Raw genomic sequence first — 26,794 nt, 5'->3', positions numbered from 1 at the left:
CTGGTCTGCGCTCTGCTCGTCCGCTTCCTGGGGCGACGTTCGGCACCACGACTGCTGGACGGTGGTTGGGCGGGAAGACAGACGGACGAGCAGTTCCTCCGCAGGGCAGTCGACCGACTCGATGAGGCGGTCCGCCCGCGCACCCACGCCGGGGTTGGGACCGCTGCCGACAGCGGATAACTGCGGGCTCTCTTCCCGGCCCTCGCTGAACGTGACTCAGTGTGCGGCCATCTCCGAGACGACGTTCATCGCGTACACACCGACGAGAATGCACAGGATGCCGAGCACCCCGGCCAGATCGACGGGCTCGTCGAACAGCACGACGCCGATTCCAGCCACGCCGACGATGCCGAGCGCGGCCCAGGTCCCGTAGACGACGCCGATGGGCAGCCCCTCGAGCGTCAACGACACCAGATAGAAGGCGACGCCGTACCCGACGACGACGGCGATGCTGGGTAGCGGCTTCGAGAACCCGTCCGATAGCTTGAGTGCGGTCGTCCCGAGGAGTTCCGAGACGATGGCGGCGGCGAGCAACGCGTAGGGATGCATGCTCGTTGTTCCCGGGGGCGGTCGTATTACCGTTGCCGAATCGGGTGCCACTTGCAGTCCGTTTTCGCGGTTCGGGCTCGTCGCGACGCCGTCGAGGCTCGCACCACTTTTGTCGTCCACCCGAGAAGCACGGACCGATGACGGAGCTCGGAGAACTCGGCCTGTCGAGCTACGAGGAACAGGTCTACCGCACCCTCCTCGTGACCGGTGCGACGACCGCAGCCGACCTCTCGACCGCCAGCGACGTGCCCCGGGGCCGGATCTACGACGTGCTCAACGGGCTCGAATCCCGCGGGCTGGTCGGGACACAGGCAACGGAACCGACCCGGTACCGGGCCGTCGAGCCGGCGGTCGCTGTCGACAGGCTCCTCGCCGAGCGGACCCGCGAACTCGCCGACGAGTGGGAGCGGTATCGTGGCGTCGCCCGCTCCGTCCGGTCGAACCTGCTCCCGACTGCCCCCGCGGACGCGAGCGTCTGGCTCGGGTCGCTCGGCAGCGAGGAGATGCAGACTGCCATGCGGGAGCACACGCGAACTGCGACGGATTCGGTCCTGGCGACTATCGGCCCACCGTACGAGCACGCGCCGTGGGAGACGTTCGAGACGGAAGTCGCGGCGTTCCTCGACGGCGCCGCGGACGGGCTCTCCGTCTCGCTCGTGCTCGCAGACAGCGTGCTGGACAGCCTCCCGGAGAGGTTCCCGGCCCTCGTCGAATCCGCGCCGGGCAGCTTCGAGATCAGGGCCCATCCCACGGTGCCGGTGTCGTTCGACGTCGTCGACGGGGAACTGACCACGGTCGACATCCCCAGTCCACGCGACTTCGGCGACCGGCTTGCCGTCGTGGGAATCAGCGCTCCCGAGGTAGTTGACGCGTTCGAGCGAGAGTTCGAGGCCCTCTGGGCCGACGCGACACCGCTGCTCTAGGCCTCGGCTGTCGACTCGATCCGGTCCCGCGTCACCACCCCGAGCAGGACGAGAATCGGCACGAACAGCAGGCCAGCGACGACGAACGGCGACCAGTAGGCGACGGCGACGTAGAGCAGGCCGGCGACGGCCGGGCCGAACGTCCGGGCGAGGCTGCTCGCGGACTGCGTGAGGCCGAACGCGCCGCCCTGCTCGTCGGCGTCGGCGTTGAGCGACACCAGCGCGTTCAGGGAGACGTTCGTGAGGGCGTTGCCGAACGCGAGCGGTGTCGAGACGAGCGCCAGTGCGACGGCGCCGGACTCGACAGGCCCGAGCGCGGGGACGAACGACCACGACAGCGAGAACGGCACCAGCGCGAGCGTCACGACCTGGACGCCCGCGCCGACGAGGGCGAGCCGGTACTCGCCGAAACGGTCCGTGAGCGGCCCGATGAGCCCGCCCTGAACGATAGCGATGAGCACGCCGATGTACGTCAGCAACACCGCGTTCTCGGCGGTGCCGTAGCCGAGTCGGTCGCTCGTGAGGAAGATGAACTGGCTCTCGAACGCCGAGAACGCAAAGGAGGCGAGGAAGAAAGCCACGACGAGCGAGCCGATGTCGGGCGAGCGCACCGCGTCGTACAGCTGCCTGAGGCGGGACTCGCCCCCCGCCGTGGTGACCTCCCGTCGATTCGGCTCCGGCAGGACGAAGAACGCGAGGACGAGGTTCCCCGCGGTCAGCGCGGCCGCGGTGAACGACGGCATCGTGAACTCGCTGACGGGGACCGCTGCGGGGAGGACCGACTCGAACAGCGAGAGTGCGGCAGGGCTCGACACCAGACCGGCGATGGCGGGGCCGAAGACGAACCCCAACCCGAACGCCGCGCCGAGGATGCCGAGTCCCTTCGCACGGTCCTCGGGCGGCGTGATGTCCGCCATGTAGGCGTTCGCCGTGGCGATGTTGCCTCCCATCGCCCCGGCCAGCGCCCGTGCGAAGAACAGGACGACGAGCCCGTTGGCCGCACCGATGGCGCTGCCGAGCTCCCCCGCCAGCCCGAACAGCGTCCACGCAAGCACGCTCCCGGTGAGCGACAGGAGCAGGACGGGGCGCCGTCCGCGTTCGTCCGAGAGACGGCCGAGGATGGGTGCGCCGGCGAACTGGAACAGCGAGTACGTCGCGATGAGCAGGCTTCCGACGAACTCGTTCGCCCCGAAGAACTTCGCGTAGAGCGGGATGACCGGGATGAGGATGCCGAAGCCGAGCAGGTCGAGGAAGATGATCAGGAACAGCGTGCCGACGACGCGGCGACGCGTCATCCCCGGCACGGCAACCGCGTCCTCGCCCGCGTCGTCGTCAGCGTCCTCGTTCACGGGCAGGCGGTGGCACGCGCCGAGCAAAGAACTTCCGGTGGCGGCTGTCTCAGCGTGGCTCCAGCCCGGCTGCGTCCGCGAGGAGTTCGTGCGACCGCAGGCCGTCGTCGTGGTCTGCGACCACGTGCTGTATCATGACCTCGTCCACGCCAACCCGGTCGGCGAGCTGGTCGAGGAGCCCCGACATGGTCTCCGGGCTACCGGAGATGGCGCGCGGCCACTCGTCGTCGTCGAGGGTCTCCGGGGTGGGGTCCGGGACACCGCCGAGTTCGTCGATTGCCTCCTCGACGGACGGTGTCGTCCCGAGCTCGCCGCGGCGAAGTCGCTGGTGCGATGCCTCGGCAACTGCTCGCAGGCGGGCGGCTTCCTCGTCGGTCTCGGCGCAGACGGCGTTGACTGCGACCATCCCGACGGGCTCGTCGACGCCGCCGGCACCACGGGACGGCTGGAACGCCTCGTGGTAGGCTTCGAAGGAGTGTTCGGCCCACTGCGGGCGGATGAACCCGGCGAAGCAGTACGGGACCCCGAGGTCGGCAGCGAGCTCGGCACTGGACGGGCTGGAGCCGAGGAGCCAGGGTTCGGCAGGCCCCTCGCCGGACCCGGGAACGGACAGGCCGGCGTACTCGTGTCCCTCCGGGAACTCGTCGAAGAGATGGTTCAGCACGGCTTCGACACGCGCTCGGTGGTCGGCGTCCGGGTCCTCGACGTGGCGTTCGGTTCCGAGGGCCCGATCGCTCGCTGGTGAGCCGTTGGCCCGCCCCAGCCCGGCGTCGATGCGCCCAGGTGCGAGTCCGTCGAGCGCCCCGAACACCTCCGCGACCTTGAACGGGCTGTAGTGGTTCAGAAGGACCGCACCGGAGCCGAGCCGAATCTCGTCGGTTTCGGCGGCGAGGTGCCCGAGCAGCACCTCGGGGGTTGTCCCGGCGAGGCGGTCGGCCATGCCGTGGTGCTCGGCGACCCAGAACCGCTCGTACCCGAGCCGTTCCGCCTGCGTTGCAGCCTCGACGGTGTTCGCGTAGGCGTCCCTGGCAGTGCCACCATCCGGTACCGGTGAGAGGTCGACGATCGAGAGATCCATGTCCGCCTTCGGGGACTCCGCCGGAAAACGGTTTGGCAAGCAGTAGCCGCCGTTCGTCTCAGCTGCCAGCCGTGTAGATACCCCGGTCAATCGTCGTGGTCGATGCCGGGCTCGAAGTGCTTCTGGCGGACGACTGTCTCGGTCTGACTGTCTCAGCGATGGAGACCACCCGTTCGCCGTCGACGTTCGCGCCGATGATGGCGGTGTTCCCGGACAGCAAACTCGCAGGGAACCCCTCGTCGACAGTAGGCTCGGGGACAGGGCGAGTGGCACCGCCCGGACGGCGGAGTGTCCCCCTGATTTCATTATCGCGTCGACTCTGGGTTCCCCATGGAGCTCACCGCCCGCGAGATCGACATTGCGACGCCGACGCCGACGGTCATCCTCCACGCGGCGGACGCCGAGGAACTCGGCGCCCACCCACTCGACAGAGTCCGCATCGAGCAAGCGGAGCGCACGTACACCGGCGTGGTGGAGACGACGACCGAACTCGTCGACGAAGGAGTGCTGGCCGTGACCAGCCAGCTCGGGCACGTCACCGGCGCTGTCGACGTTTCACTCGCCCCGAAACCGCAGTCGGTCGCGCACATCCGGACCAAGCTCGAGGACCACGAGCTGGAACAGTCGGACCTCCAACAGCTCGTGCGTGACATCGACCGGAACCGACTCACGGACGTCGAGCTCGGGGCGTACGTCGCGGGACTCTACGCGAACGGGCTCTCACACGAGGAGACGCGCCACCTGACCCAGGCGATGACCGACGCCGGGGAGCGTATCGACTGGTCAGAGCCGGTCGTCGCCGACAAGCACTCCATCGGGGGCGTCGCTGGCAACCGCGTGACGCCCATCATCGTGGGTATCGTCGCCGCTGCCGGCGTCACAATCCCGAAGACCTCCTCACGGGCGATCACGTCGCCCGCTGGGACCGCCGACACCATGGCGGTGTTCTGTGACGTGGAGTTCACGACCGACGAGGTGCGCGAAATCGTCGAGGAGACCGGCGGCTGTCTGGTGTGGGGTGGCGGTGTGGAGCTCTCGCCCGTGGACGACAAGATAATCAGGGCCGAGAACCCGCTGTCGGTCGACCCACCGGGACAGGTTATCGCCTCCGTCCTCTCCAAGAAGAAGAGCGCCGGCTCGAACCGGGTGCTCATCGACATTCCCTACGGCGAGCACGCGAAGGTGACGAGTCTCGTCGCGGCCCGCGACCTCGCCGAGGACTTCCGACTCGTCGCGGAACACCTCGACATCGACATCGCGTGCACCATCACCCGTGGCGGCCAGCCAATCGGCGAGGGCATCGGACCGATTCTGGAGGCCAGGGACGTCCTCGCGGTCCTCGACGGCGGTGGGCCCCTCGAACTCCGACTGAAGAGCGTCAGGTTGGCGGACATCCTGTTCGACCTGTGTGACGTGGATGCCGACGCGTCGGAGCTACTCGACTCCGGTGCTGCCCTCGAGAAGTTCCGCGAGATCGTCGCCGCCCAGGGCGGTGACCCGGACGTGAGGCGGGACGACCTGACGCCCGGGGAGCGTCGTCACGTCGTCACGGCCGGCCGGGACGGTATCGTGCTGAGCATCCAGAACCGGAACATCAGCGAGGTGGCACGCCGCGCCGGCGCGCCGCGCAATGCCGGGGCAGGCATCCGACTCCACTGTCGCGAGGGTGACGAGGTCGAGGCCGACGACGAACTGTTCACCATCTACGCGGAGAACGCTGCCAAACTGACCGAGGCAGTCGAGTACAACGCCGGGGTCGACGCGGTCCGTATCGGCGACCCCGACGAGGCCCTCATCGAGCGACGCTGACGGCCGAGAGACGGTTTCGGTCGTCCCCAGTTCGGCCTTCCGTTCGCCAGTCGGAAGGTCTCTGGCGGGGAGTGGCCTGAATCGTTGGCACGCCCCCGAACTGCTTTTTACAGCGGTCCTCGCATCCACGAACCGTGACGAACGCGATCTACTTCGACCTCGACGGCACGCTGCTCCACCTCTCCCGCGGGTACGGCGACATTCTCGCCGAGGCGTTCCGCACTGTCGAAGGCGAGTGCCGCGACGAGTGGCTGACGGCGTACGACGAGCGGTTCTTCGAGGCGTTCCGGGCGTGTGAACCGGACCCGGTTCGGCGGGCGTTCGCGACCGTCAGCGACGAGCCGGAGGCGCTCGCGACACGCCTCCTCGAACTCGAAGCGGAGTACAGCACCGTCCCGGAGGGCGCACACGAGGACATCGCGGCTCTCGGGACGGAGTACCGTCTCGGCGTCCTCACCAACGGGATGCCAGACTGGCAGCGCGAGAAGCTCCGGGCGAACGACCTCGAACGTCACTTCGACACGGTCGTCACGTCGTACGAGGCCGGGGCTCACAAACCCGATGCAGCCGCGTTCGAGCGTGCCGAGTCCGCGCTGCCTGCTGCGGCGTATGGCATGGTCGGCGACGCCGACGCCGACGTCGAGGGTGCGGAACAGCAAGGCTGGGCCGCGCTGCGATACGACGGCCAGCGGTTCCAGGACCTGCCGACGGCGTTCGGCTGGGGATGACCAGGACGGCCTCGCCCACGAGTTGGTCGGGTAGAACCGTCTCCCGGTCTGTGTCGTGAATCACCCGGTGGCACCCCGACGCAACGATTCAGTGTCAGCACAGTAGTCCCCACGCACTCGGTCCCGGACTGCACAGCTGATGCCCGGCCTAGTTCCGGAGGCTTGAAGCCGACCATGCGGCCAAGGTACGGTGTGAACGTTCGCAACGCCGCCGCGACGCTGGTCGGGTTCGCCATCGCGGCCGCCGTGCTGCTCGGACTGGCGTACCTCGTCGGCACCGGCGAGATTCTCGACGCTATCAGCCGCGCGAACCCGGTTCGGGTCGTGATGGTGCCACTGGCCATCGCCGCCTGGATCTGTGTCTGGGGGGCGTCCCTGCGGGTCATCCTCGCTGCGGTGGGGGTCGAGGTCTCGGTCGTCGACGCGGTGCTCGTCCACGCCGGCGCTGCGTTCGCGAACCACATCTCCCCGTTCGGACAGGCCGGTGGTGAACCCATCGCGGCGTGGCTCGTCACCGAGACGAGCGACGCCGAGTTCGAGCGCGCACTGGCGGCGATGACCAGTTTCGACACCATCAACGTCGTCCCGTCGCTGCTGTTCGCCCTCATCGGGCTGGGCTACTACGCGGTTCAGGCGGTCCTCATCCAGCGTATCCAGTACCTGGCGGTCGGGCTGGTCGTACTCACGGTAGCGCTCCCCGTTCTCGGTGCACTCGCGTGGCGGAACCGGGACGCACTGGAGCGTCGGCTCGTCGGAGTCGTCGTGCCGCCGCTCCGGTTCCTCGACCGCGTGATTCCCAGATTCTCGATGCCCGGACGTGATGCGGTCGAACGGACCGTCGAGGAGTTCTTCGTCAGCATCGAGCGCATCGCGACCGACCGCCGTCGACTCGTCATCGCCCTCGTGCTGTCGGCGGCCGGCTGGGCGCTCCAGGCGGCCGGGCTCTGGTTCGCGTTCTGGGCGCTCGGAATCGTCATCCCGCCGTACATCCCGCTGTTCGTCGTCACGCTCGGGGCGTTCGCCGGTGCGCTCCCGACGCCCGGCGGGCTCGGCGGTGTCGAGACCCTCCAGATAACACTGCTCGTCGCCACGACGACCGTCCTCGCACCGACCATCACCGCCGCGGTCGCGATCTCCCGTGTCGGCGGATTCTTCTTTACGACCTCCGTCGGCGCGGCCGCAATCGGCATCCTGAAGGTCCGGACGAAGGCGGTCTGATCGTCCTCAGCGATAGCCGAGCTGTTCGAGCCGACTCGCAACGTCGGCGTCGACCGACTCGTCTGACTCGACCAGGTCGCCCGCCGCTACGGGGTCGTACTCGCCCTCGTCGGTCGCCGTCGTGACCGCCCAGGGGACCGTCCTGAGTTCGGGCAGGGCGATACCGGCGGCGTGGCCGTAGAGCCCCTTTTCACCGACTGCATTGCCGTGGTCGGCCGTGATGACGGTCCGTTCGGCATCGACGTTCGAGCGGAGCAGGTCGACGTCCTCGAGGACGATTTCGAGGTTCCTGCGGTACGCGTCCCAGACATCCTCGACGGTTCGGTTGCCGAACCGGAGGTCCTCCCAGACTGAGAGTGACTCCTCGCCGAAGTCGTCGAGCGCGATGCCGTCGTCCCGGTCGTCCGCCAGGGACGGGAAATGTGGCTGCATGTAGTGGACGACCAGACGGTCCGCGTCGTGGGTCCGTGCAGCCTGGACCGCGGCGGCGGTGACTCGCCGCGGTGGTGTCGTCCCGACGTCGTCGTCCCAGCCGTCGCGCCAGACTTCCTCGACGAACGCGAACGCGTCGTGGTCCACGTGCGACGTGCTGTACGGGTTCGCGGTCACGTAGCCCACGTCTGCGAGTTCGTCCGGACTGCGAGGGCCGAACGTCGCGTCGAGCCACTCCGTCGAGGTACCACCGGGAGAGACACGGGTCTCGTCCGTCGGATAGCCGAAGTCGCCCGCCGTCTCGGCCCAGAGGTCCGCCCGGCAGGCGTCGAGGACGACCAGCATGTCCCACTCCTCGGCGAACATGTCGTCGGCGTCGAGGGTGCGAGCGTACCGCAGGTAGGACCGCGAGACGAACTCCCGGACGGCCCCGAACCCCGCCCCGCGGAGGTTCTTCACGGTCTCGTCGACGAGCGAGACTGCATCGTTCATACCGCACTCGTGGTCTATCGAGCGGAAAGCTACTTCGATACGAACCGACAGTGCTGTCCCATGTTGTCCGACGGTCGAGCGACCTGTGGGCGTCCTGCAGTTCCGAGAGTCGAGGCCACGGCGGACGGAGTTCGTCGACTGCCGGGCGGTCGGTCGGCGAACGCTACCAACCGTCTATACACCACTCGGCAGCCAGCCGATTTATGATAGATGAAACACACCTTCCAGCCATGTTCGATGGACGCCGTCGGGAACTGCTCCGTTCCCTCGGGCTGCTCGGTCTCACTGGCCTCGCCGGCTGTCAAGGGAGCGGCGGTACGGAGCCGGAGCCGACAGCGACTACCGCGGGACCGACGGACTCAGCGGAGAGCGGGACGACGCGAACGGAAACGACCACCAGCTCGGGAACCGAGGTGACGTTCGACCTCGCTACCGACAGTACGCTCGGTGAGGACGCGACCCAGTTGACGGTGTCCGGCTCCGTCGAGGCCAGCACCGGACTCCAGCGTATCCTCGTTGGGGTGGGGGAACACCGGTCCGAACTGGACGTGGGCGGCTCCGCTTCGTACGCAGTCGACACGACGTTCGCGGTCGATGGCGGGCGAGGGTACGAGGTCACGGTTACGGCTATCGACGAGACGGGCTCCGAGGTCGCGACCACACTCTCCTCCGGACACGTTCCCATCCACGTGGACCCGGTAGAGACCGACCGGCTCGTCGGCACGCACTACTACCCCTGGTACGAGACGCGGGGCCACTCGAACTGGACGGACCGGATCGTCTCGGAGCCGGTCCTGGGGGAGTACGCCGCGAGTGACCTCGCCGTGGTCGACCAGCACCTCAAGTGGTGCCTGGAACACGGCATCCGCTGGCTCTCGCTGAGCTGGTGGGGGCCGAACACCGGCACGGACGACATCATCCAGCGGGTGCTGCTGCCGCGTGCCCGCTTTTCGGATGTCGAGTTCTCCATCCTCTACGAGACGAAGGGACGGCTGGGAGGGCAGGACTACGACCTCGACAGCTCCATCGGTCGCGGAATCCTCCTCGACGACTTCCGGTACCTCGCGGACCACTTCTTCTCGGAGGACAACTACCTCCACTTCGACGACAGGCCGGTCGTGTTCGTCTACCTCGCAGAGAATCTCCAGGGCGACGTCGCAGCGGCTATGGACGAAATCGAGGCCGAGATCGGTGTCCGACCGTACCTGCTCGCCGACGTCCCGTTCGGCTCCGCACCCGCAACGTATCCCGTTTCCGAGGAAGCGGACGCCTTCACCGCCTACAACCCGTACAGTTCACGCCCCGACATCGAGTCCGTGTTCCACGAACAGTACGAACAGGGGAACCGGGTGCTCGAACTCGGTGCGCAGGTTGTCGACACCGACTACGTGCCCGTCGTCATGCCCGGATTCAACGACACCGGCTTGCCGGCCTCTATCCGCGAGGACAACCCCATCCTCACCTCGACGCCCGAACGGTACGAACGCGTGCTGGACCAGGTCAACCCGCATCTCGAAGACGCCAGGGCGACCCTCGTCACCTCGTTCAACGAGTGGTACGAGAACACCCAGATGGAACCCAGCGCGGAGTTCGGAACCGCGTATCTGGAACTCACGCGGGACCGACTCGCCACGGGTGCCTCGGCGGGCTTCTCCCCGGAGGGAACGACGTTCTCACTCGACTTCGACCGCACCGCGGTGCCGTCAGCGCACGACGCCGGCAGCGAGGACGACCGTGCGCTCGCCTTCATGGCCGAGGGGCTCTCCTTCGAGGCAGGTGGCGAGACCACTGTCTCGTACGACATCGGGGGAACCCCCGAGCCGACGTTCCTGGAAGGCGCGTTCGGCTCGGAGTTCGACGAGGGCTCTACGTGGCGCTGGTTCGGCGGAGCGAGCGCCAAAACGACGCTGTTCGCAGCGACGGCGCTCGAAGACGTCGACACGGCTGTGCTGACGGGCAGCAGCGTCCCGTTTGTGGATATCGAGGCCGACGTGTACGTCGACGACCAGCGAACGGACCACGTCGTCCTCGACAGTCCGGGGACGAGCGACTACGAACTCTCGCTCACGCCCTCCGGCGACCCCTGAACGAGTTCACGTTCTCTTTCTCCGACCCAGTCACCGCGGCTTGGCGTGGTTCGGGGCATCGCGGAGGGCGGCCGGGGTTCCAACTCGCGCGGAGGCACATCATCTACGTGAGGAGCGTACAATGATTGGTTATACCTATAGATGATATTTTAACGTGCTACCGGACAGAATTTTGTTCCTGGGGCCCGTAGCCGTTTTCGACTCGAATGGAACTGAGTTTCCAGCACGCCAACCCGCACAGCGGGGCAGAGTCGGTCCTGCTTCGACTCCGCGGTGACGTGACAGACCAGACCGCATGTGTCCTGATCGACGCCGGAGACGGTGTCGACGTGGACGCACTCCTCAGCGACGACGAGTATCTGACAGCGGTGGTGCTCACCCACGCACATCTCGACCACTACGCGAGCCTCGGGGAGAACCTCCGCGACGGTGCCCCGGTCTACGCGTCGGAACCGACAGCGGCTATCCTCGACGACGTGCTGGGCGAGGCACGGACTAACTTCGGCATCTCGAACGTCGACGCCGTGCTCGACGCGCTCACGCTGGTCTCCGACTGGACGACCGTGATGGGGGCGCTCGACCTCCGTCCGGTCCCCGCAGGGCACGCGCCCGGGGCGGCCGGGTTCCTGTTGCGGTTCGAGGACGCGGCGGAGACACGGACGCTGTTGGCCACCGGCGACTGGACGCGTCGGTCCGTCGCGGGATTCCCCGGTCTATCGCCGGCCCTCGCTCCCGATGCGGTCCTCCTTACTGGGGCCACGAACGACGAGTTCGAGGCCACGTTGACGGATGCCGTCGAGCGAATCGTCGCCCGGTGCAGAGCGGGGTCGTCCGTGCTGGTCACCGCAAGCGGGCTCTCTGGCGTCCACATCGCTGCGCTCCTCTCCGGGCTCGACGGGGCCGTCGACGCGCCGGCCGTCTCCCTGGTCGGCCACGGAGCGAAGCTGTACGAGGCCCTCGGGCTCGACCACGAGACGGTGACGACAGTCCAGACGTTCGACGACCCGGCGGCGCTCGTCGCGCCGGGGACCGTCACCGTCGCCGGGCCCGAGGTGCCGGTGGAGGGCAGCGCGGCCCGCCTCTTTCGGGTCGTCGAGGACGACCCCGGTGCGACGCTCGTCCAGCTCACCAGCGGTAGCGTCACACCTCTGGAGTCCGCCCGCTGCACCGTCGAGCAGTTCCGGTACAGCAACCACCCGGCGGAGGAGACGGTCGACGAACTGGTCGAGACGATGGGCCCGAAGCAGGTCGTCGTCACCCACCAGACGGGTGAGGGCCTCTCGCGGTACAAGGACCGCTACGACAGCTTCGTCTGGGCGACGACCGACCGCGACGAGTACACGCTGTACGACGACGGGACCTGGGTCGCACCGCCGTGGGTCAACGAGCACATCGCCCGTGAGCTACGGAGCCGCCAGTACGCGAGCGGCAACCTGAGGGGGCTCTCGGTACCGGACGAACAGATGGAGGCGGTCGCCCCGCAGGGCGTGACACCGGCCGACGAAGGGGTCGACGTCTCGGACCTCAGGACGCGAACCCCGCACCGTGACCCGGAAGCATCGACGCAGGACGAGGCGCAGGAGTCGGGGGATGTCGGCGGCGCTCGCCCGGAGGCGATCGAATCCGAGTCGGAGCCGCTATCGCCCGCCAGCCTGTCGGACATCGGGTCGCAACTGGACCGTATCGAACGCCAACTTGCCGACGACAGGGAGGGTGCGGGACGGCGGGTCCGGGCCCGGGTCGTCGACGCGGGTGATGGCGACGTGTTCCTGCGACTCCTCGACGAGGGCGACGACGTGGCGTTCGACCACGGCGAGATCCTGACGGTCAGACTGGAGACTGACCGCCACTGACTTCCACGAGTGACCGAAACTGTCGCTCGGAACTCACAGCCCGTGGTCACCGATTCAACCGGTAGCAGGGCCCGGTCGAGGGCGTCACGGGCCCTACAGGTCGCCGCTACTGAACCGTCGATACCCGAGAAGCATCGGGACGACGGTCCAGAGCACCAACAGCAGCACCGCCATCCACCAGTCGACGTAGAACGGTGCGCTCTCGCGGACGTACAGGCTGGCGCGCTGGCCGTCGAACCCCAGTTCGAGGAGCCGATAGTACGCCTGCCCCGGTTCGAGGAGCCGGTAGAGGTACGACCACTCGGGCAGGTTCTGTGGCAGCAGCACCGCGGTGTCGAACCGGTGCAGGATGACCAGCGTCATCGTGTGGAGGAGCCCCCAGAAGTTGACGAGGAGCAGGTATCCCCCGAGTGCCCCGAACGTAATCCAGCGGTCTCTGGTGGTCGACATCGAGAGGCCGACCGCGATGCCGACGAAGGAGAGGCCGAACAGCACGGTTGCGAACAGGAACCAGGGGTACCGCGCGATACCCTCGGTTCCGTACAGTATCGCACCGAGTCCACCGGCGAGCACGAGGGCGACGAGAGTGGGGACGAGCAGCACGACCGACCGACCGACGAACGTGCCAAGCGCCAGGTCGCGACGGTTGTGCGGGAGCGACAGTGAGAGCAGGAGGCTCCCGCTGGTCCGCTCGTGGACGATGGCCTTGTAGCCGAGCATGACCGCGAGCAGCGGGAGTACCAGCGCGATGACTCCGGCCAGTCCATTGACGAATCCGACGAACGTCTCTTCCCCGAGATACTGGTGCGCGTAGGCGTATCCCAGCGAGAGCGCCAGCAGGATTCCGACGAGGAGCCAGATGCTCTTGGAGCGGCCCGCGTCGTTGATGTCCTTGTGGGCGATGTCACGCCACGTCATGAGAGGTCCACCCCCGAGAATCGGAGATAGGCGAGTCCGAGTGGGCCGACGAGCCACACAACGAACAGCACGAGTGCGATCCACTCACTGAGGTACCACGCGCCGTCGACCGTCGCGTTCGGGTCGACGAACCCCTCCGTGATGCGACGGAAGAGTCTCCCTGGCTCCAGTCCGACCACGAACTGGAGCGGGTCGGGTAGTTCCCCGTCCGTGATCCCGAGTCCTTCGAGCGCGAGAGCGAGGGCGTTCACGACCGTGTCCCAGACGATGACGAGGAGGAAGAACACCGTCACACCGAGGACGAGTGCACGGCGCTTCGTGGAGACGAGGAGCGAAACGGCCATTCCGATGCCGGTCCAGATAGCACCGAAGAGGGCTGTCAACACGACGAAGCCGACGAACGGGAGCAGGTCGAGCGTCCCGAACGGGTAGACGACGAGCCAGCCCGCGATGGCCAGCGACCCGACGATGGTGGCAGTCAGCAGCCCAGTCCGTGAGACGTACTTGCCGACCAGGACGTCCTCACGGCTGATTGGGAGCGATAGCTTCAGCAGGAGGGAGCCGGACTCGCGTTCGCTGACCACGGAGGCATACCCGAGCAGTACCCCGACCAGGGGCACGAGCGTCGTGAGCCAGCCCACCGCGTACGTGCTGAATGTCGCGGTCGTGGTGGCTGCTTCTTCGGAGACCGTGAGGGGGTAGATGTACCCGGCCAGCAGCGTTGCCATGGCGACCAGCGAGAGGAGGACCCTCGTCGACCGCTGGTTCGCGGTGTCGATGAAGTCCTTCCGCGCGATGAGTTGCCAGTTCATCGGCCTCTGGACCCGGTGTACTCGATGAACATGTCCTCGAGCGACGCCTCCTCGGTCTTGAAGTTCATCACCTCGATGCCGGCCTCGTGGAGGGCCACGACGATGTCCATCTTCGCGTCGTTCGTACACGTCACCTCGATGGTGGAGTCGCCAAGCGACGCCACCGTCTCGACCCCGTCTATCCCTTCTATCTCGGTGAGCATGCTGTCGTGGAGCTCGTCCAGCGTGAGCACCAGCTTCGTGCCGCCACCCATAGACTCCCGCAGCCCCTCGATGGTGTCGACGGCGACGAGTTCACCGTTCTGGAGGATGCCGACGCGGTCACAGACGGCCTCGACCTGCTCGAGGATGTGCGAGGAGAAGAAGATGGTCGCTCCGCGCTCGTTCTCCTCGCGTAGTATCTGGCGCATCTCCGCCGCGCCGTTGGGGTCCAGACCGGTGCTCGGCTCGTCGAGCAACAGGAGGTCCGGTTCGCCGACCAGTGCCATCCCGAGGACGAGCCGTTGTGCCATCCCCTTCGAGTAGCCGCTCGCCTTGCGGTCCGCGGCGTCACGGATACCTACCCGGTCGAGGATGTCGAGTGGGTTCGTGCCGTGGGCGTCCTTCGACCGGATCGCGTACTCGATATGCTGCCGGCCTGTCAGGCGTTCGATGACCGAGTATCCCTCGGGGAGCACGCCGACGCGCTCGCGGGCCTCGACGCCGTTGCGCTGGCAGTCCGCCCCGAAGATCTCGACCTGCCCGTCGCTCGGCTTCGCGAAGTCAAGCAGGATGTTGATGAACGTCGATTTTCCGGCCCCGTTCGGGCCCAGAAATCCGAACGTCTCACCCTCCTCGACCGTGAGATCGACGCGGTCCAGCGCCGTCGTCGAGCTGTATTGTTTCGATACTTTCGTCGCATCGATGGCATTCATACACCGACCAACTGACGGCAGACTTATAGTCGCCGTCCCTCCGTTTCAGACCCTGAAAGTTTGTGCTGTGATCTCGTGGCAGCTGCCCGTCGCACCGTCCACAGCAACCTTCGAGGGCGCTGCGAGGAGGGCCCGCTCCACTACTCGGCGCCGTCGGGGCGTCCCCGACCAGATTTCTCGCCGCTCCGGGCCGAGGTCAGGAGGATACCGCCGAGCAGGACACCGAGCGAGACCCCTGCTATCGCGCCGACCGCTGCACCGTTCGCGAACGCGGCGTCTAATGACCAGGCGACCAGCAGGCCGAGCGCAGTGCCGACGAGCAGGCTGACGAGCACTGCGACACCGAAGACCCTCCCGGCCCAGTCGCTCGCACCGCTGTAGCTGTCGGCGAACTGGCCGACGAACGCTCCGGCGAGGAGCCCACCCGAGACGCCGTAGCCCACGAGGAGTGCGAGCTCGTCGGACCGCCCGGTCACCACGGCGGTAGTCACGCCGATAGCCGCGCCGAGCGGGATGCCGATGCCAGTACCGTAGTTCCGGAGTGTGGAGCTCATAGGTACTGAAACGTCGGCAGAGCGCTTATATCCGATAGCTGACTCCCCCGCCGTGAGAACCGTCCTTCCGGGTCGTCCGCGAGCGATGGGGCTTACTTCATGGAGGCGGACCTAACGATATGGACGTCATCGCGGTCGCAGCTGTCAGCGAGAACGGTGTCATCGGGGACGGACCGACGCTCCCCTGGAGTCTGCCGGCGGAGGTCCGCCGCTATCGGGAGCGCGTCGACGACGACGTCGTCGTCATCGGGCGTCGTACGTTCGAGATGTTCGACGACCCGCCCGGTGCCCAGCAGGTCGTCCTGAGCCGGAGTGACCGTGAGTACGCCGACCCGTCGGTCACCCACGCCGGGAGCGTCCGTCAGGCGATATCCGTCGCCAGCGAGCAGGGAGCACCGGTGCTGTACGTCCTCGGTGGGAGCGCCATCTACGAGGCGTTCCTGCCGGAGTACGACCGGATGCTTCTCAGTCGCGTGGCGGGCGAGTACGAGGGTGATGCCGAGTTCCCGGCCTTTTCCCGTGAGGACTGGCGACTCGTCTCGGAGACGGCCTACGACGGCTACACGTTAGAGGAGTGGACCCCTGTCGAGACCGAGGAGTGAGTCGGGTTCGGTGTTGCTGTGGGTGGAGGGCCGAAGCAGCGGGGCTCTTCAGTCGGAGGGCCCGGACAGCCGCCGTGTCGGGCCGTCGTCCGCGCAGTCGACAGTCACGCGGACCGCAGGGCAACCACCGTCGAACTCGACGGTGGCGCTGACGAGGGTGGAGTCGAACACCTTGCGGTGGTGACCACCGCGGTCGAGTTCCGTGCCGACGGCGACGAAGTCCTGCTCCTCGAGCCGGTTCAGTCTGCGATACACCGTCGGTTTGGACGCATCGCAACGTTCGACGAGCGGCCGTGCAGGGAGGGGGCCATCGTCGAGGACTTCGAGGATCTGGCGGGCGTAGTCGTCGTCGAGCAGTTCGAGAACGGCCGACGCATCGTCGCCGTGGACGGTGAACTCGCGTTCGGTAGCGACGGCCGCTGCCTCACCGCCGACGTGAGGACTGTCGCGCCGCTCGGTCCGGTCGGATTCGCCGACGCGGCGTCGACGGAGCTGCTCACCTGCCATCGGTGGTCACCTCGGTCGAGTGGTGCGTGCCCCACGAGACGACTGTCCGCGAGTCAGAGGGGTGGGATGACAGCACGTAGACGGGGTCCGTTGCCGTGGGGTTCCTGTTCGGCTGGCTCATCGCAACGAAACGTAGTGGCTACACCCACTGAAGGCTGGTCGCTACGTGGAATGTCTGGGAAGTGATCACAGGGCTATACAGATAGATTCGTCACGCGTTCTCACGGACTGAGTGACGCGTAGGTCGGCCGTCCTCGCCGGTCTCTCACCGGTCCATCTCCTCGAGTACCGACGCCACCAGTTTCCGCTCTGCGACACGGAGGTGTTTGTTCAGCGTCGGCTGGGTGATGTCCATCGTCTCGGCGATGTCCTCGCCGCTGTGCTCCCGCGGCCAGTCGAAGTACCCCAGGCGGAACGCGGTCTGCAGTGCCTCCTTCTGGCGTGGCGACAGGCGCTGGTCCAGGCGCTCCGTCAGCTCGCCCGGGATCGAGCTGTCGGCGGCCTGCTGGCGCTGCGCGTGGAGTTCCAGTTCGGGGATGCGTTCCTGGAGCCGGTGAACGAACCGCCGGGTCTCGGTGTCGGTCGGCAGCTCGACGACGATGCTCGTCCGGTCCGGTGTGGCGTGCGCCCGTCGCAACACCCCCCCGAACTCGGAGACGATGGAGCCGAACCACGTGGTCCCGGTCCGTTCGAGCACGACCCTGTCGTCACCCTCCGAGAGCACCGTCGTCTCGCCAGGGAGGATGTCGTCGGCGACCGAGCCGAGTTCGTCCGGAACGTCTCCGACGACGGTGTAGACGATTCTGAGCGAGCCGTCCTGCCGCCTCACGGTCCGGTCGTGTCGCACCTGACAGCCGGTCGTCGACGCGAGGTGTGCGAACGGGACCGACGCACCTGTCTCCCGGAGCTCGATTTCGAGGGTCTCGTCGGACTCGAGCGCCCGCCGCCGCTCGATGGCCGTGACGGCGTAGCCGATGGAGTTCCCCAGCTGGTCGAGCGTCTCGCGCGCCGGCTCCTCGAAGGCGTTCGGCGTCGCGGCGTGGATGACGAGTACTCCGTGGACGATACCCTCGTAGGAAAGCGGCACCGCACAGATGCTCTGGACGCCACGGCGAAGCAGGTCGCGCCGCCAGCCAGCACCCCCGACCAGATCCGAATCCACGCACACCTCGTCAGTCCGCGAGGCGGTGATGGCCGGGTGCTCGGGCTGGTCGTCGCCGCGCTCCTGCAGCCATCTCCCGACCGTCTCACGTGAGAGCCCGGTGGTCGTTCGTAGCTCCAGGCTCTCGCCGCTGGGTTGGCGTTCGGCGACCCAGGCGTGGACGAACGGCTCGATCTCGACGAGGTGCTCACAGAGCGCGCGTTCGACTCCGACCCTCGACGACTCGTCCGTGATTGCCGCCTCGACACGGCGGTTCAGTCGCGCGATGCGCTCCAGCTGTTCGGCCCGTGCGGTCTGTGCCTCCAGCTCCGCTCGCTGTGACTCGAGCCTGCGTTCGCCGACGACGTGGTTCAGCGCCCCTTCCAGCGTGGCTGCGATGAGGTGTGCGGTCTCGACCGGGGCCTCGTCGTCCGCCCAGACGACGAGCACCCCGTGGCCCGACAGCGGCATCACGACCAGCGGTACGTCGGGGCCGACGGCGACGGGCCGGTTCTCGCCCGCGTCGAGCTCGACCACCCGTTCGTCGACGAACGCCTCCCACTGGACCGTGTCCGCCGCGTTCCACTCGGGGAGTTCGTCCGGGCTCCCGAGCCCCTCCGACGTGGCCGTCGGCACCAGCGCACCGCTGATTTCGTCGTGGGTGTAGACGGCCACCGCGCGGAGGTCGAAGACCGAGGTCGCGGCCTGCACCGCGGTCCGGCAGGCGGCGCTCGTCGAGTCGGCCGCCGAGAGTTCGGCCGTCGCCTCCTGGAAAGACTCGAGCGTCTCCCGTCGCCGTCTCGACTCCGTCACGTCGCGGCTGACCGAGACGAGCCGGGTGACACGCCCCTCGTCGTCCCGGATCGGGTAGAGCCGGCCGTCGATCCACCGGACGTCCCCGTCGTCACGCTCGACACGGTACTCGTAGCTGTACTGGTCGCGCTCGTCGACGGCCGGGTCGGTCAGTTCCGCCGTCACGTCGTCGAGGAACGTGAGGAACTCCTCGCTGTCATCGGGGTGGATGGTATCCTCGAACGCGAACGGGTCCTCGTACATGTCCTCCAGTGGACGGCCCCAGATGTCCTCGTAGGCTGGACTCAGGTAGTACGTCTCGGACAGGTCCGCGGCCGCGAGGTGGATGACCTCGTCGACGGCCTCCGATATCTGTCTGAACTGGCGCTGGGTCCGTTTGAGTTCCTCCTCCCGCTCCCTGCGCTCGCTGATGTCGCGGTCGATGGCGAGGTAGCGCTCCTCCCCGCCGATCACGACCGGCGTGGCCTTGACCTCGAGCCAGCGGTGCTCGCCGTCCGCCGTCTCCGCGACCCAGTCCACGACCTCCGGCTCACCGCGCTCCATCACCCGGTCGATGATCTCCAGCCCACGCTCGGTCGTATAGCCGGACTCGGTCGGGCTGAGGTCCCCGATATCCATCCCCACCATCTCCTCGGCGTCGTACCCGACGAGGTCCGACATCGCTTCGTTCGCATCGACGATTTCGCCGGTTTCGGTGTCGTGGACCGTGATGCCGTCGATCACGGCGTCGAATATCTGCTCGTACTCCTGCTCGCGGCGCTTTTGCTCGGTGATGTCCTCGAACACCGCGACCCGGCCGTACCCGTCGACGTCGGGCATCGGGTATGCCGTCAGGTGAATCCACCGGAGGTCGCCGTTCGGATGGTGGTATCTGAACTCGAAGTCGTATCTGTCCTTCGTCTCCCCGGCTTCGGCGTCCGCCAGCATCGCCGCGCCCTCGGCCTCGTACTGCTCCAGGTCGTCCTCGTGGATTCGCGACCGGATGACGGTCGTATCCTCCGCCAGTTCCTCGTGGGGCAGGCCGAAGATATCCTCGACGACCGGACTGAGGTACTCCGGTTCCCCGACCGTGGTGGCCTCCTCCGAGAGCGCCACGGCCTCGTCGATACGCCCGACGATGAGTTCGAGCTGCCGACTGCGCCGTCGCCGTTCGGTCACGTCACGCGAGAGCACGAGGATTCGTTGCTCGCCGCCGATGGTCGCGGGCGTGACGTTCGTCTCCAGCACCCGCCGCTCCCCATCGGCCGTCTCGACCCGCCACTCGGCCGTCTGTGGCTCACCCGACTCCGCGACCTCCCGCTGCAGCTCGTACGCTCGCGCCTCGGTGAATCCCTGGTCGTCGACCGAGATACCGTCGATTCCGCGGTCGAGCACCGTCTCCCGGTCGTACCCGACGAGCTCACAGAGCGTCCGGTTCGCGTCCAGCATCTCCTCGCGCCACGGATCGTGGACCGATATCGCGTCGTTGACCCCGTCGAACACCTGCTCGTACTCCCGCTCACGACGTCTTCGTTCGGTGATGTCGCGGTTGATGGTCAGGACACGCTCCTCGCCGTCGATAGTCGCCGCGGTCGCGTTCACCTCGTACACGCGTTCCTCGCCGTCCGCGCGTTCGACCCACAGCTCGACGGTCTCCGGCTCGCCCGTCTCGTGGACGCGTCGGATGACCTCGCGCCCACGCTCTGCGGTGAACGAGCCGTCCGTCTTGCTGAGCCCCTCGATACCGAGCTCCCGAATCGTCTCGACGTCGTACCCGAACTGTTCCACGTACGTGTCGTTGACGTCGATGAACTCGGCGGTCTCGGGGTCGTGGACGGCGATAGCGTCGTTCACGTTGTTGAATATCTGTTCGAACTCGCGCTCCCGACGCTTCCGCTGCGTGATGTCCCTGACGCTTGCGAGGACCCGCTCGGTTCCGTGGATCTCGGCCAGTGACAGGTGAACCTCCACCGGGAAGGTCTCCCCATCGGCGCTCTCGTTCCACCACTCGAACAGCTGTGGTCCCTCCTCCGCGGCCCGGCCGATGAGACTACGGACGCGTTCGAAGGAGTACCCCTGGTTCTTCGCGGTTATCATGTCGACGGACTCGCCAAGCAGCTCCTCGCGCTCGTACCCCGTCATCTCGCAGAACTGGCCGTTCACCTCGACGATCTCGCCAGTGTCGGGGTCGTGGACCACGAGGCCGTCGCTGACGCTCTCGAAGACGTGACGGTAAGTGCGTTCCAGCTCCCACCGCTCCGTCACGTCCCGCCACTGGCAGATGACGAAGCGGTCCCCGTCCCGCACGCCGGGGGTGGCGAACGCCTTGAGCCGTACCTGGTCGCCGCCGGCGTCGGTCGTCGCCCAGTCGACAACCGCCATCCTGATCCGTTCACCGACCCGCTGAATCTCCGTCCGGAGTTCGCCCAGCGTTCGGTCGCCGCCCACCGGGGAGAGAGCGCCGAGTCCTGCTTCGATTACGGCTTCACTGTCCGGGTACCCGACCAGTTCCGCGACCCGCTGGTTCGCATCGAGTACTGCTCCGGTCTCGGGGTCGTGGAACGTCATCGCCGTCTCCGAGTCCGTGAGGAACTGTTCGACGGAGGGTCGCTCGGCGCGCCGCGCCGTCACGTCGCGTGCAGTCGACACGAGAAGCCGCTCCCCCTCGACCGTCGTCTCCTGGAGTGCAGACTCCAGCCAGCGACGCCCGCCGTCGGCCGTCTGCACGGGCCACTCGAACCTCGCGGGCTCGTTGCTGTCGCCAACTTCGTCGGCGACCGACAGCGGTGTCGCCGTTTCCCAATCCTCGGTAGCGATCCCCTCGACGGAGAGTTCGAGGAGTGTCTCGCGGTCGTAGCCGACGAGCGTCGCGTATCGCTCGGAGACGTGTCGGAACTCCCCCGACTCCGGGTCGACGACCGCGACCGCGTCGGGAACCGCCTCGAACGCCCCGTCCGACAGTGGCGACAGGCCGTCCCCCCGCGGTTCGCCGTGCCCGCTGGACTCAGCGCCGGCAGACGGTACCAGGCTGTCGAGGACCGGTACGGGCCGGTCGAGCAGCCGGCTGCGGGGAACCACAACGCTCGCACCGGCCGCCAGCACGTCCGAGGCGCGCTCGTTGTCATCGACCACGGCGGCGACGAGCGGACCCTCGTCCGTCGCGGCCACCGTCCCGGTCGCGTCGACGATGCCATCCGCCGCGCCCTGGTCCACGAGCACGAGACCGTGCCGGTGGAGTTGGCCCCCCTGTAGGTCCGATACGTGCGTCGAGTCGACGGTCCGCTCACGTGCTTCGTCGTAGGTCGACAGCGCCCTGACGACCTCCGTTTCGCCCCCGACGACGAGAACCGAAAGCGTCCCGTTGCCCCCTGACATATCACTCTGTTCAGGCCGAACTTGGAAAACAGTCCCGGAGGCGGCCGGAGGGGTCGTATCACGCACAGAAACACGGGACGATGATATTACTCTGTCGCCGGTCGACGGTCAGTAGCGATGTCATGTCGTACTCCCCCACCACTCTCCCCAGCGATATCCCGGCTGGTATCGAGCTCCGACGAATCCGGGACCCTCCACGTACTCGTCGTCGGTGGCACGCTGCCCGCACTCGTCCTGTCCCGGCTGCTCGTTCGAGCTGGGCACCGGCCGACCGTGGTCGCACCACGGCGTGTGACGGCCGCCCCCGACGGCCCGACCCTCGTCCCCGACGGGACAGTGACGACCCTGGACCGCTGGCTGGTCGACATCGACGTCCGTGCCCTCACCCGCCCCGCCCACGGGCGTCACGTCGCGTGCCCGGAGAACGAGGTCTCGTACCGTCCCCGCGATGGGACGCCACATGTCGCCGACTACGAACAGCTCTATCGTTCCCTCGTTTGTGCGGTGGAGAACGAACGACGGCAGGTCGGTACCGTCGAACACATCCAACAGACGTCGGCGGCGGTCGACGTGACCTTCGAGGACGGGGAGGAGACATCGTTCGACCTCGTCGTCGGGGCGGACGGCCCTCACTCGTTCCTCGGAAGCCTGAACGGGACGGTCCACGACGTACGGACCGGCCTCCACGAGTGGACCACGACCGCACCAGTCTCCCTCGAATTGGACGGCAGCACGGTGGAGCGCTGGACGCCGTCGTTCGGGCTGACCGTCACTCCCCACCACGACGACCTCGCCGTGCAGGTCCGGCTGCCATCCCACACGGACCCAGACCGGTCGCCGCAAGCGCGGGCAACGTCGTTGCTCGGGGACCTCGACGGACCGTTGTCGGACGTACTCCAGGATGGACTGCCGGCCGGGAGCAGCTACCGGCGGCTTCCCGACCCCACCGCGTCGTCCACCTGGCGTGTCGGTCGCGTCGCGTTCCTGGGAACGACGGCGAGCCCGCTCTGGAGCGTCCGGGGACTCCACCCGACGCTGTCACTCGAGGACGCCGGGGTGCTGGTCGAATCACTCACGACCACCGAGAGCGTCGAGGCGGCACTCGGGGCGTTCGCGACTGACCGACGCGCCCGAGATCGCTCGGTCCGCTCCGCCGCCCGACGGGCGGTCCCCGACTGGGTCGTGACGTCCGGGGCTCCCCCTGCGCTCGAACTCGCGAGGCGGGCCCGTGCGGTCCGTCTCGACGGCCAGTTCGAGCTGTCGTCCCGACCCGACTGAGCACGGGCCGCCGAAAAAACAGTCTATTTAGTGACACGTTTCTACCCGTGAAAAACGTCGTAGAACCCGCCTCGACGGACTCTATACCAGTCGACCCGTCGAATCAGTCGTCGGTCACGACGTCCGACCCGTCCGCCTCCTCCGTCCACATCGCGCCGGCCGCGCCGTCGTCACCCACGTCGATGCTCCCCATCTCCGGCACCTCCTGGTCGCCGTACCGCGTCTTGAGCTTCCCGACCGCGACTGCGACCGCGTAGATACCGACCCCACAGAGGACGATCACACCGCCCGCAGTCGCGCCGATCTGGTAGGAAACTGCGATGCCGAGGATGACCGACAGTTCGGCGAGGGCGATGGAGACGAGCAGCGACTCGTTGAAGCTCCGCGCGACCTGTGACGCTCCGGCGACGGGCACGACGAGCATGGCCGCGACGAGGATGACGCCCATGATCTGCATCGCGCCGACGACCACGAGCGCGGTCAGCATCACCATGATGCGGTTGTACCAGTTCACCGGGATGCCGGACACTCGTGCTGCCGTCTCGTCGAAGGTGACGTAGAGGAGCTGATTGCGCGTCAGCGCGACCATCCCGACGATGATGCCGAACAGCACCAGGAGGATGGCGGCGCTCTGGGAGGTCACCGTGGAGAGGTTCCCGAACAGGTACTGTTCGACGCTGACTGTCATGCCGCCGGCGTTGATGGTGATGAGCGTCGTCCCCAGTGCGAACCCCGTCGAGAGCACGATGGCCATCGAGACGTCGTTGTAGGCGTCGGTCACCTCCGAGATGAGTTCGATGAACAGCGCCGCGATCATCGCCACGACGACCGCCGTCAGGTACGGCGTCACCCCGAGGTCGATGACCGCGTTCAGGAACAGCCCGACTGCGACACCGGCGAATGCGGTGTGAGCGAGCGCGTCGCCGATAAGTGCTAGCTGTCTGTGCACCAGAAAGGTGCCGATGAGCGGGGCCATGACGCCGATACAGAGCCCGACGAGGATGCCCCGTTGCATGAAGCCGTAGCCCAGCATCTCGATGCCCGCCTCACGGGCGACCCAGCTCAGCAAGCCGGCCCACTGTTCGAGGAGCCAGTACATCGGCCCGAGCAGGGTGTCGAGCGTCTCGTTCGACTGCGACTGGAGGAGTACCGTCGCGAGTACACCGGTCATTCTGAATCACCCAGGAAGTTGGCAGCTGTCCCGAAGGCATGAGCCAGCGCGTCGCTCTCGACGAACTCCGCGGTCGGGCCGTCGAAGTACACCTCGCGATTGAGACAGACGACGCGGTCGGCGTTGTCCGTGACCGCACCGAGGTCGTGCTCGATGAGCAGGACTGTGATGCCCCGGTCGTTCAGTGACTCGAGCAGTCCGTAGAACGCCTGGACGGACTCGACGTCGACCCCGACGGTCGGCTCGTCGAGGACGAGGAGCTCCGCCTCGCTGGCGAGCGCACGGGCGATGAACGCCCGCTGTCGCTGTCCGCCCGATAGCTGTGTGATTCGGCGGGCGGCGAAGGGTGACATCCCGACCGTGTCCAGCGCGTCATCCACGATCGCCCAATCACGGCTGGAGAGCCGACCGAACCCCACGTGCGGGAACCGGCCCATCTTCACCACTTCGCGGACCGTGATGGGCATCTCCTTGGACGCGCTGGCGTGCTGGGCGACGTAGCCGAGCCGCCCGCCGTCGTCGAAGCTGTGGGCGGGTTCGCCGAAGAGCCTGGCCGCCCCGGTGCCCGGTTCCAGCAGTCCCAGCATCAGCTGCATGAGCGTCGATTTGCCGGAGCCGTTCGGGCCTACGACGGCAACGTACTCGCCGTTCTGAATCGAGAGCGAGACATCCTCGACGACGGGCGTCGCCGTGTAGCCGAACGCCACGTCGCGGAGCTCGATGACAGCCTCCTGTTCAGGCGAACCCGCCGTTTCGCGGGCGGTCGCTGCGGACCCCGAACTCATTGGAAGTTTCTCCACTCGCTCGCCCAGCCCTCGGGCCCAGCTTCCTCGGGAGGCTGCGTCCCGAGGACGACCTCGAAGGTCGGCATGTTGATCTTGTAGGCGATGTCCTCGTACCCCCAGTTCTCTTCGACCCATTCCTCACGGACCCCGGCGTACGGCGTCACCGGGAAGTACGCCTCGACGTCGGTCTCCTCCAGCAGCTGGACGGCCGGCCGTCGTGATTCGAACACGCCGTTCGCGATGTACCGGATGTCGTGCTCCCGGATGGTCTCCTGGGCCTGTCGCATGTCCTGTGTCGTCACGTCGCCACTCGCCGCCAGGTTCGTCACCAGCGGCCGCATCTCGACGCCGTACCGTACACCGATGTACTGGAACGCGTTGTGTGCAGCGAGCTGGACGACGTCACGTTCGGTGGCGTCGAAGATCGCCTCGTAGTCAGCGTCGATCCGGTCCAATCGCTCGGACTTGTACGTCTCGGCGTTCTCGCGGAGCGTCGACTCCTCGTCCGGCGAGAGCTCGACGAGTCCTTCGGTGATGTTCTCGACGGAGGTCCTCGCGCGGTGGGGGTCGAGCCAGAAGTGCGGGTCCTTCCCCTGCTGCTCGCCGACGCCCTCCTCCTCACGGTCGAGACTCGCAGCGAGGTCGACCAGCTCGACCCCTTCACGGACGTTGATCAGCTGCGTGTCGACGTCGTCATCCGCCAGCGTCTGGATTGCCCGGTCCGCCCACGGCTGGAAGCCAGGGCCGACGTAGATGAACGCCTCTGCCTCGATGATGTCGCGCGTCACCTGTGCGTTCGGTTGCCAGCCGTGGCCGTGCATCCCCACCGGCACGAGGTTCTCGACAGTGACGCTCGTGCCGTCAGCGATCTGCCGCGCGAAGTCGTAGAAGCTGAAGAAGGATGCCACGGCGGTCGGTCCAGCACTGTCGTCCGCGTTCACACCACCGAAACAGCCGGCGATACCGCTCAACATGGCCCCGGAGCCGGCGGCAAGCGCCTGCCGGCGGGAGAGAGAGGAGATTCCGTTCGTATCGTTCATACTCACTCGACGATTGCGCTGGAAAATATATAGTAGTTTCTATCTAATAGAAGAATTAGACTCATCTAAACTATGTGGGGTGTGGTGGGTTTACTCCAGCCGATACGGCCCCGTTGCCCGCGAGTGAGGCTGAATTCAATTAGGTTTCAATCGGCACCGTTTTCTATTACTCTAAATTTTGGATTAGAAAGCAATCCGGCTGCAGTCTCCACCACGAGGACGGTCTTGCCGGTGCGTGTCGTTACCCGTATCCGCGGTTAGTCGCGGAGCTAGCGAGCGGTCGGAGAGGTGGCGGTCGAGGCTGAACGCTCCGGGACGCCCCTCGCAGTGCAGACTCCGAGAGCGTGGACGACGGAGGACAGTTGCCCCAGGGCGTGGGGGGATTCG

Annotated in this window: 21 protein-coding genes; 8 read left to right on the top strand and 13 right to left on the bottom strand. The window is 67.1% G+C overall.

Annotated elements, in window-relative coordinates; genetic code table 11:
• Positions 1-216: 216 nt before the first annotated feature.
• The gene (locus NO978_RS15550; RefSeq protein ID WP_257300508.1) at positions 217-549 is read right to left on the bottom strand and encodes a multidrug efflux SMR transporter; all 333 of its coding nucleotides are present in this window, start codon (positions 547-549) and stop codon (positions 217-219) included.
• Positions 550-686: 137 nt separating this feature from the next.
• Between NO978_RS15550 and NO978_RS15545 the strand changes: the two genes are divergently transcribed.
• Positions 687-1,472 (top strand): TrmB family transcriptional regulator, encoded by a 786-nt coding sequence (locus tag NO978_RS15545; protein ID WP_257300507.1) that lies wholly within the window; start codon positions 687-689, stop codon positions 1,470-1,472.
• On the opposite strand, the gene NO978_RS15540 is transcribed toward NO978_RS15545, so the two are convergent.
• Positions 1,469-2,776: an MFS transporter gene (locus NO978_RS15540; protein WP_369684153.1), complete on the bottom strand. Its 1,308-nt coding sequence runs from the start codon at positions 2,774-2,776 to the stop codon at positions 1,469-1,471. The two genes, NO978_RS15545 and NO978_RS15540, sit on opposite strands and share 4 nt — an antisense overlap.
• Positions 2,777-2,870: 94 nt before the next feature.
• On the bottom strand, positions 2,871-3,899 hold the full coding sequence (locus tag NO978_RS15535; RefSeq protein ID WP_257300505.1) for an LLM class flavin-dependent oxidoreductase: 1,029 nt from the start codon (positions 3,897-3,899) through the stop codon (positions 2,871-2,873).
• Between the two features lie 330 nt (positions 3,900-4,229).
• On the opposite strand from NO978_RS15535, the gene NO978_RS15530 reads away from it, so the two are divergent.
• The 3 genes from NO978_RS15530 to NO978_RS15520 all read left to right on the top strand — a co-directional run bounded on the left by NO978_RS15530 (position 4,230) and on the right by NO978_RS15520 (position 7,654).
• The gene (locus tag NO978_RS15530; protein WP_257300504.1) at positions 4,230-5,708 is read left to right on the top strand and encodes an AMP phosphorylase; all 1,479 of its coding nucleotides are present in this window, start codon (positions 4,230-4,232) and stop codon (positions 5,706-5,708) included.
• Between the two features lie 134 nt (positions 5,709-5,842).
• The gene (locus tag NO978_RS15525) at positions 5,843-6,436 is read left to right on the top strand and encodes an HAD family hydrolase (RefSeq protein WP_257300503.1); all 594 of its coding nucleotides are present in this window, start codon (positions 5,843-5,845) and stop codon (positions 6,434-6,436) included.
• A 192-nt stretch (positions 6,437-6,628) separates the two neighbouring features.
• The gene (locus NO978_RS15520) at positions 6,629-7,654 is read left to right on the top strand and encodes a flippase-like domain-containing protein (RefSeq protein WP_257300502.1); all 1,026 of its coding nucleotides are present in this window, start codon (positions 6,629-6,631) and stop codon (positions 7,652-7,654) included.
• A gap of 6 nt (positions 7,655-7,660) precedes the next feature.
• Here NO978_RS15520 and NO978_RS15515 read toward each other — a convergent pair whose 3' ends face one another.
• A complete protein-coding gene (locus NO978_RS15515; RefSeq protein WP_257300501.1) occupies positions 7,661-8,578 on the bottom strand; it encodes a hypothetical protein in 918 nt (305 codons plus the stop codon).
• Between the two features lie 230 nt (positions 8,579-8,808).
• Between NO978_RS15515 and NO978_RS15510 the strand changes: the two genes are divergently transcribed.
• Both NO978_RS15510 and NO978_RS15505 read left to right on the top strand, forming a co-directional pair.
• The gene (locus NO978_RS15510) at positions 8,809-10,665 is read left to right on the top strand and encodes a glycoside hydrolase family 99-like domain-containing protein (RefSeq protein WP_257300500.1); all 1,857 of its coding nucleotides are present in this window, start codon (positions 8,809-8,811) and stop codon (positions 10,663-10,665) included.
• Positions 10,666-10,871: 206 nt separating this feature from the next.
• Positions 10,872-12,518: an MBL fold metallo-hydrolase gene (locus NO978_RS15505; protein ID WP_257300499.1), complete on the top strand. Its 1,647-nt coding sequence runs from the start codon at positions 10,872-10,874 to the stop codon at positions 12,516-12,518.
• A gap of 93 nt (positions 12,519-12,611) precedes the next feature.
• Here the strand turns inward: NO978_RS15505 and NO978_RS15500 are convergent, their stop codons facing one another.
• From NO978_RS15500 to NO978_RS15485, 4 genes are all read right to left on the bottom strand, one after another.
• Positions 12,612-13,436, bottom strand: coding sequence for an ABC transporter permease (locus NO978_RS15500; protein ID WP_257300498.1), 825 nt, complete (start codon positions 13,434-13,436; stop codon positions 12,612-12,614).
• Positions 13,433-14,248 carry an ABC transporter permease gene (locus tag NO978_RS15495; protein ID WP_257300497.1) on the bottom strand — a complete coding sequence of 272 codons (816 nt, stop codon included), beginning with the start codon at positions 14,246-14,248 and terminating at the stop codon, positions 13,433-13,435. The genes NO978_RS15500 and NO978_RS15495 overlap by 4 nt, the downstream gene beginning before the upstream one ends.
• Positions 14,245-15,162: an ABC transporter ATP-binding protein gene (locus NO978_RS15490; protein ID WP_257300496.1), complete on the bottom strand. Its 918-nt coding sequence runs from the start codon at positions 15,160-15,162 to the stop codon at positions 14,245-14,247. The genes NO978_RS15495 and NO978_RS15490 overlap by 4 nt, the downstream gene beginning before the upstream one ends.
• A 140-nt stretch (positions 15,163-15,302) precedes the next feature.
• On the bottom strand, positions 15,303-15,716 hold the full coding sequence (locus NO978_RS15485; protein WP_257300495.1) for a hypothetical protein: 414 nt from the start codon (positions 15,714-15,716) through the stop codon (positions 15,303-15,305).
• Between the two features lie 119 nt (positions 15,717-15,835).
• Here NO978_RS15485 and NO978_RS15480 point away from each other — a divergent pair, with 119 nt between their 5' ends.
• Complete coding sequence (locus tag NO978_RS15480; protein WP_257300494.1) at positions 15,836-16,318, top strand: dihydrofolate reductase; 483 nt, start codon at positions 15,836-15,838, stop codon at positions 16,316-16,318.
• A 48-nt stretch (positions 16,319-16,366) separates the two neighbouring features.
• On the opposite strand, the gene NO978_RS15475 is transcribed toward NO978_RS15480, so the two are convergent.
• Positions 16,367-16,825 carry a winged helix-turn-helix domain-containing protein gene (locus NO978_RS15475; protein WP_257300493.1) on the bottom strand — a complete coding sequence of 153 codons (459 nt, stop codon included), beginning with the start codon at positions 16,823-16,825 and terminating at the stop codon, positions 16,367-16,369.
• A 265-nt stretch (positions 16,826-17,090) separates the two neighbouring features.
• On the bottom strand, positions 17,091-22,133 hold the full coding sequence (locus tag NO978_RS15470; protein WP_257300492.1) for a PAS domain S-box protein: 5,043 nt from the start codon (positions 22,131-22,133) through the stop codon (positions 17,091-17,093).
• A 117-nt stretch (positions 22,134-22,250) separates the two neighbouring features.
• Here NO978_RS15470 and NO978_RS15465 point away from each other — a divergent pair, with 117 nt between their 5' ends.
• A complete protein-coding gene (locus NO978_RS15465; RefSeq protein WP_257300491.1) occupies positions 22,251-23,411 on the top strand; it encodes an FAD-dependent monooxygenase in 1,161 nt (386 codons plus the stop codon).
• Positions 23,412-23,514: 103 nt separating this feature from the next.
• Here NO978_RS15465 and NO978_RS15460 read toward each other — a convergent pair whose 3' ends face one another.
• From NO978_RS15460 to NO978_RS15450, 3 genes are read right to left on the bottom strand one after another with little or no spacing between them, the layout of a single operon-like run.
• Positions 23,515-24,582, bottom strand: a complete 1,068-nt coding sequence (locus tag NO978_RS15460) for a metal ABC transporter permease (RefSeq protein ID WP_369684152.1) — start codon at positions 24,580-24,582, stop codon at positions 23,515-23,517.
• On the bottom strand, positions 24,579-25,367 hold the full coding sequence (locus NO978_RS15455; protein ID WP_257300490.1) for a metal ABC transporter ATP-binding protein: 789 nt from the start codon (positions 25,365-25,367) through the stop codon (positions 24,579-24,581). The genes NO978_RS15460 and NO978_RS15455 overlap by 4 nt, the downstream gene beginning before the upstream one ends.
• Positions 25,364-26,407 carry a metal ABC transporter substrate-binding protein gene (locus NO978_RS15450; RefSeq protein ID WP_257300489.1) on the bottom strand — a complete coding sequence of 348 codons (1,044 nt, stop codon included), beginning with the start codon at positions 26,405-26,407 and terminating at the stop codon, positions 25,364-25,366. Before NO978_RS15450 ends, NO978_RS15455 begins: the two co-directional genes overlap by 4 nt.
• Positions 26,408-26,794: the final 387 nt, after the last annotated feature.

It is taken from the genome of Haloarchaeobius sp. FL176, from assembly GCF_024609245.1.
Lineage (GTDB): Archaea > Halobacteriota > Halobacteria > Halobacteriales > Natrialbaceae > Haloarchaeobius.
This window is presented reverse-complemented; position numbering and strand designations above follow the sequence as displayed.

Coding starts and splice junctions, on each gene's coding strand:
- NO978_RS15470 (WP_257300492.1), bottom strand. CDS start 22,133: ATGTCAGGGGGCAACGGGACGCTTTCGGTTCTCGTCGTCGGGGGCGAA.
- NO978_RS15475 (WP_257300493.1), bottom strand. CDS start 16,825: ATGGCAGGTGAGCAGCTCCGTCGACGCCGCGTCGGCGAATCCGACCGG.
- NO978_RS15550 (WP_257300508.1), bottom strand. CDS start 549: ATGCATCCCTACGCGTTGCTCGCCGCCGCCATCGTCTCGGAACTCCTC.
- NO978_RS15535 (WP_257300505.1), bottom strand. CDS start 3,899: ATGGATCTCTCGATCGTCGACCTCTCACCGGTACCGGATGGTGGCACT.
- NO978_RS15480 (WP_257300494.1), top strand. CDS start 15,836: ATGGACGTCATCGCGGTCGCAGCTGTCAGCGAGAACGGTGTCATCGGG.
- NO978_RS15460 (WP_369684152.1), bottom strand. CDS start 24,582: ATGACCGGTGTACTCGCGACGGTACTCCTCCAGTCGCAGTCGAACGAG.
- NO978_RS15490 (WP_257300496.1), bottom strand. CDS start 15,162: ATGAATGCCATCGATGCGACGAAAGTATCGAAACAATACAGCTCGACG.
- NO978_RS15545 (WP_257300507.1), top strand. CDS start 687: ATGACGGAGCTCGGAGAACTCGGCCTGTCGAGCTACGAGGAACAGGTC.
- NO978_RS15495 (WP_257300497.1), bottom strand. CDS start 14,248: ATGAACTGGCAACTCATCGCGCGGAAGGACTTCATCGACACCGCGAAC.
- NO978_RS15465 (WP_257300491.1), top strand. CDS start 22,251: ATGTCATGTCGTACTCCCCCACCACTCTCCCCAGCGATATCCCGGCTG.
- NO978_RS15505 (WP_257300499.1), top strand. CDS start 10,872: ATGGAACTGAGTTTCCAGCACGCCAACCCGCACAGCGGGGCAGAGTCG.
- NO978_RS15500 (WP_257300498.1), bottom strand. CDS start 13,436: ATGACGTGGCGTGACATCGCCCACAAGGACATCAACGACGCGGGCCGC.
- NO978_RS15515 (WP_257300501.1), bottom strand. CDS start 8,578: ATGAACGATGCAGTCTCGCTCGTCGACGAGACCGTGAAGAACCTCCGC.
- NO978_RS15485 (WP_257300495.1), bottom strand. CDS start 15,716: ATGAGCTCCACACTCCGGAACTACGGTACTGGCATCGGCATCCCGCTC.
- NO978_RS15455 (WP_257300490.1), bottom strand. CDS start 25,367: ATGAGTTCGGGGTCCGCAGCGACCGCCCGCGAAACGGCGGGTTCGCCT.
- NO978_RS15450 (WP_257300489.1), bottom strand. CDS start 26,407: ATGAACGATACGAACGGAATCTCCTCTCTCTCCCGCCGGCAGGCGCTT.
- NO978_RS15510 (WP_257300500.1), top strand. CDS start 8,809: ATGTTCGATGGACGCCGTCGGGAACTGCTCCGTTCCCTCGGGCTGCTC.
- NO978_RS15530 (WP_257300504.1), top strand. CDS start 4,230: ATGGAGCTCACCGCCCGCGAGATCGACATTGCGACGCCGACGCCGACG.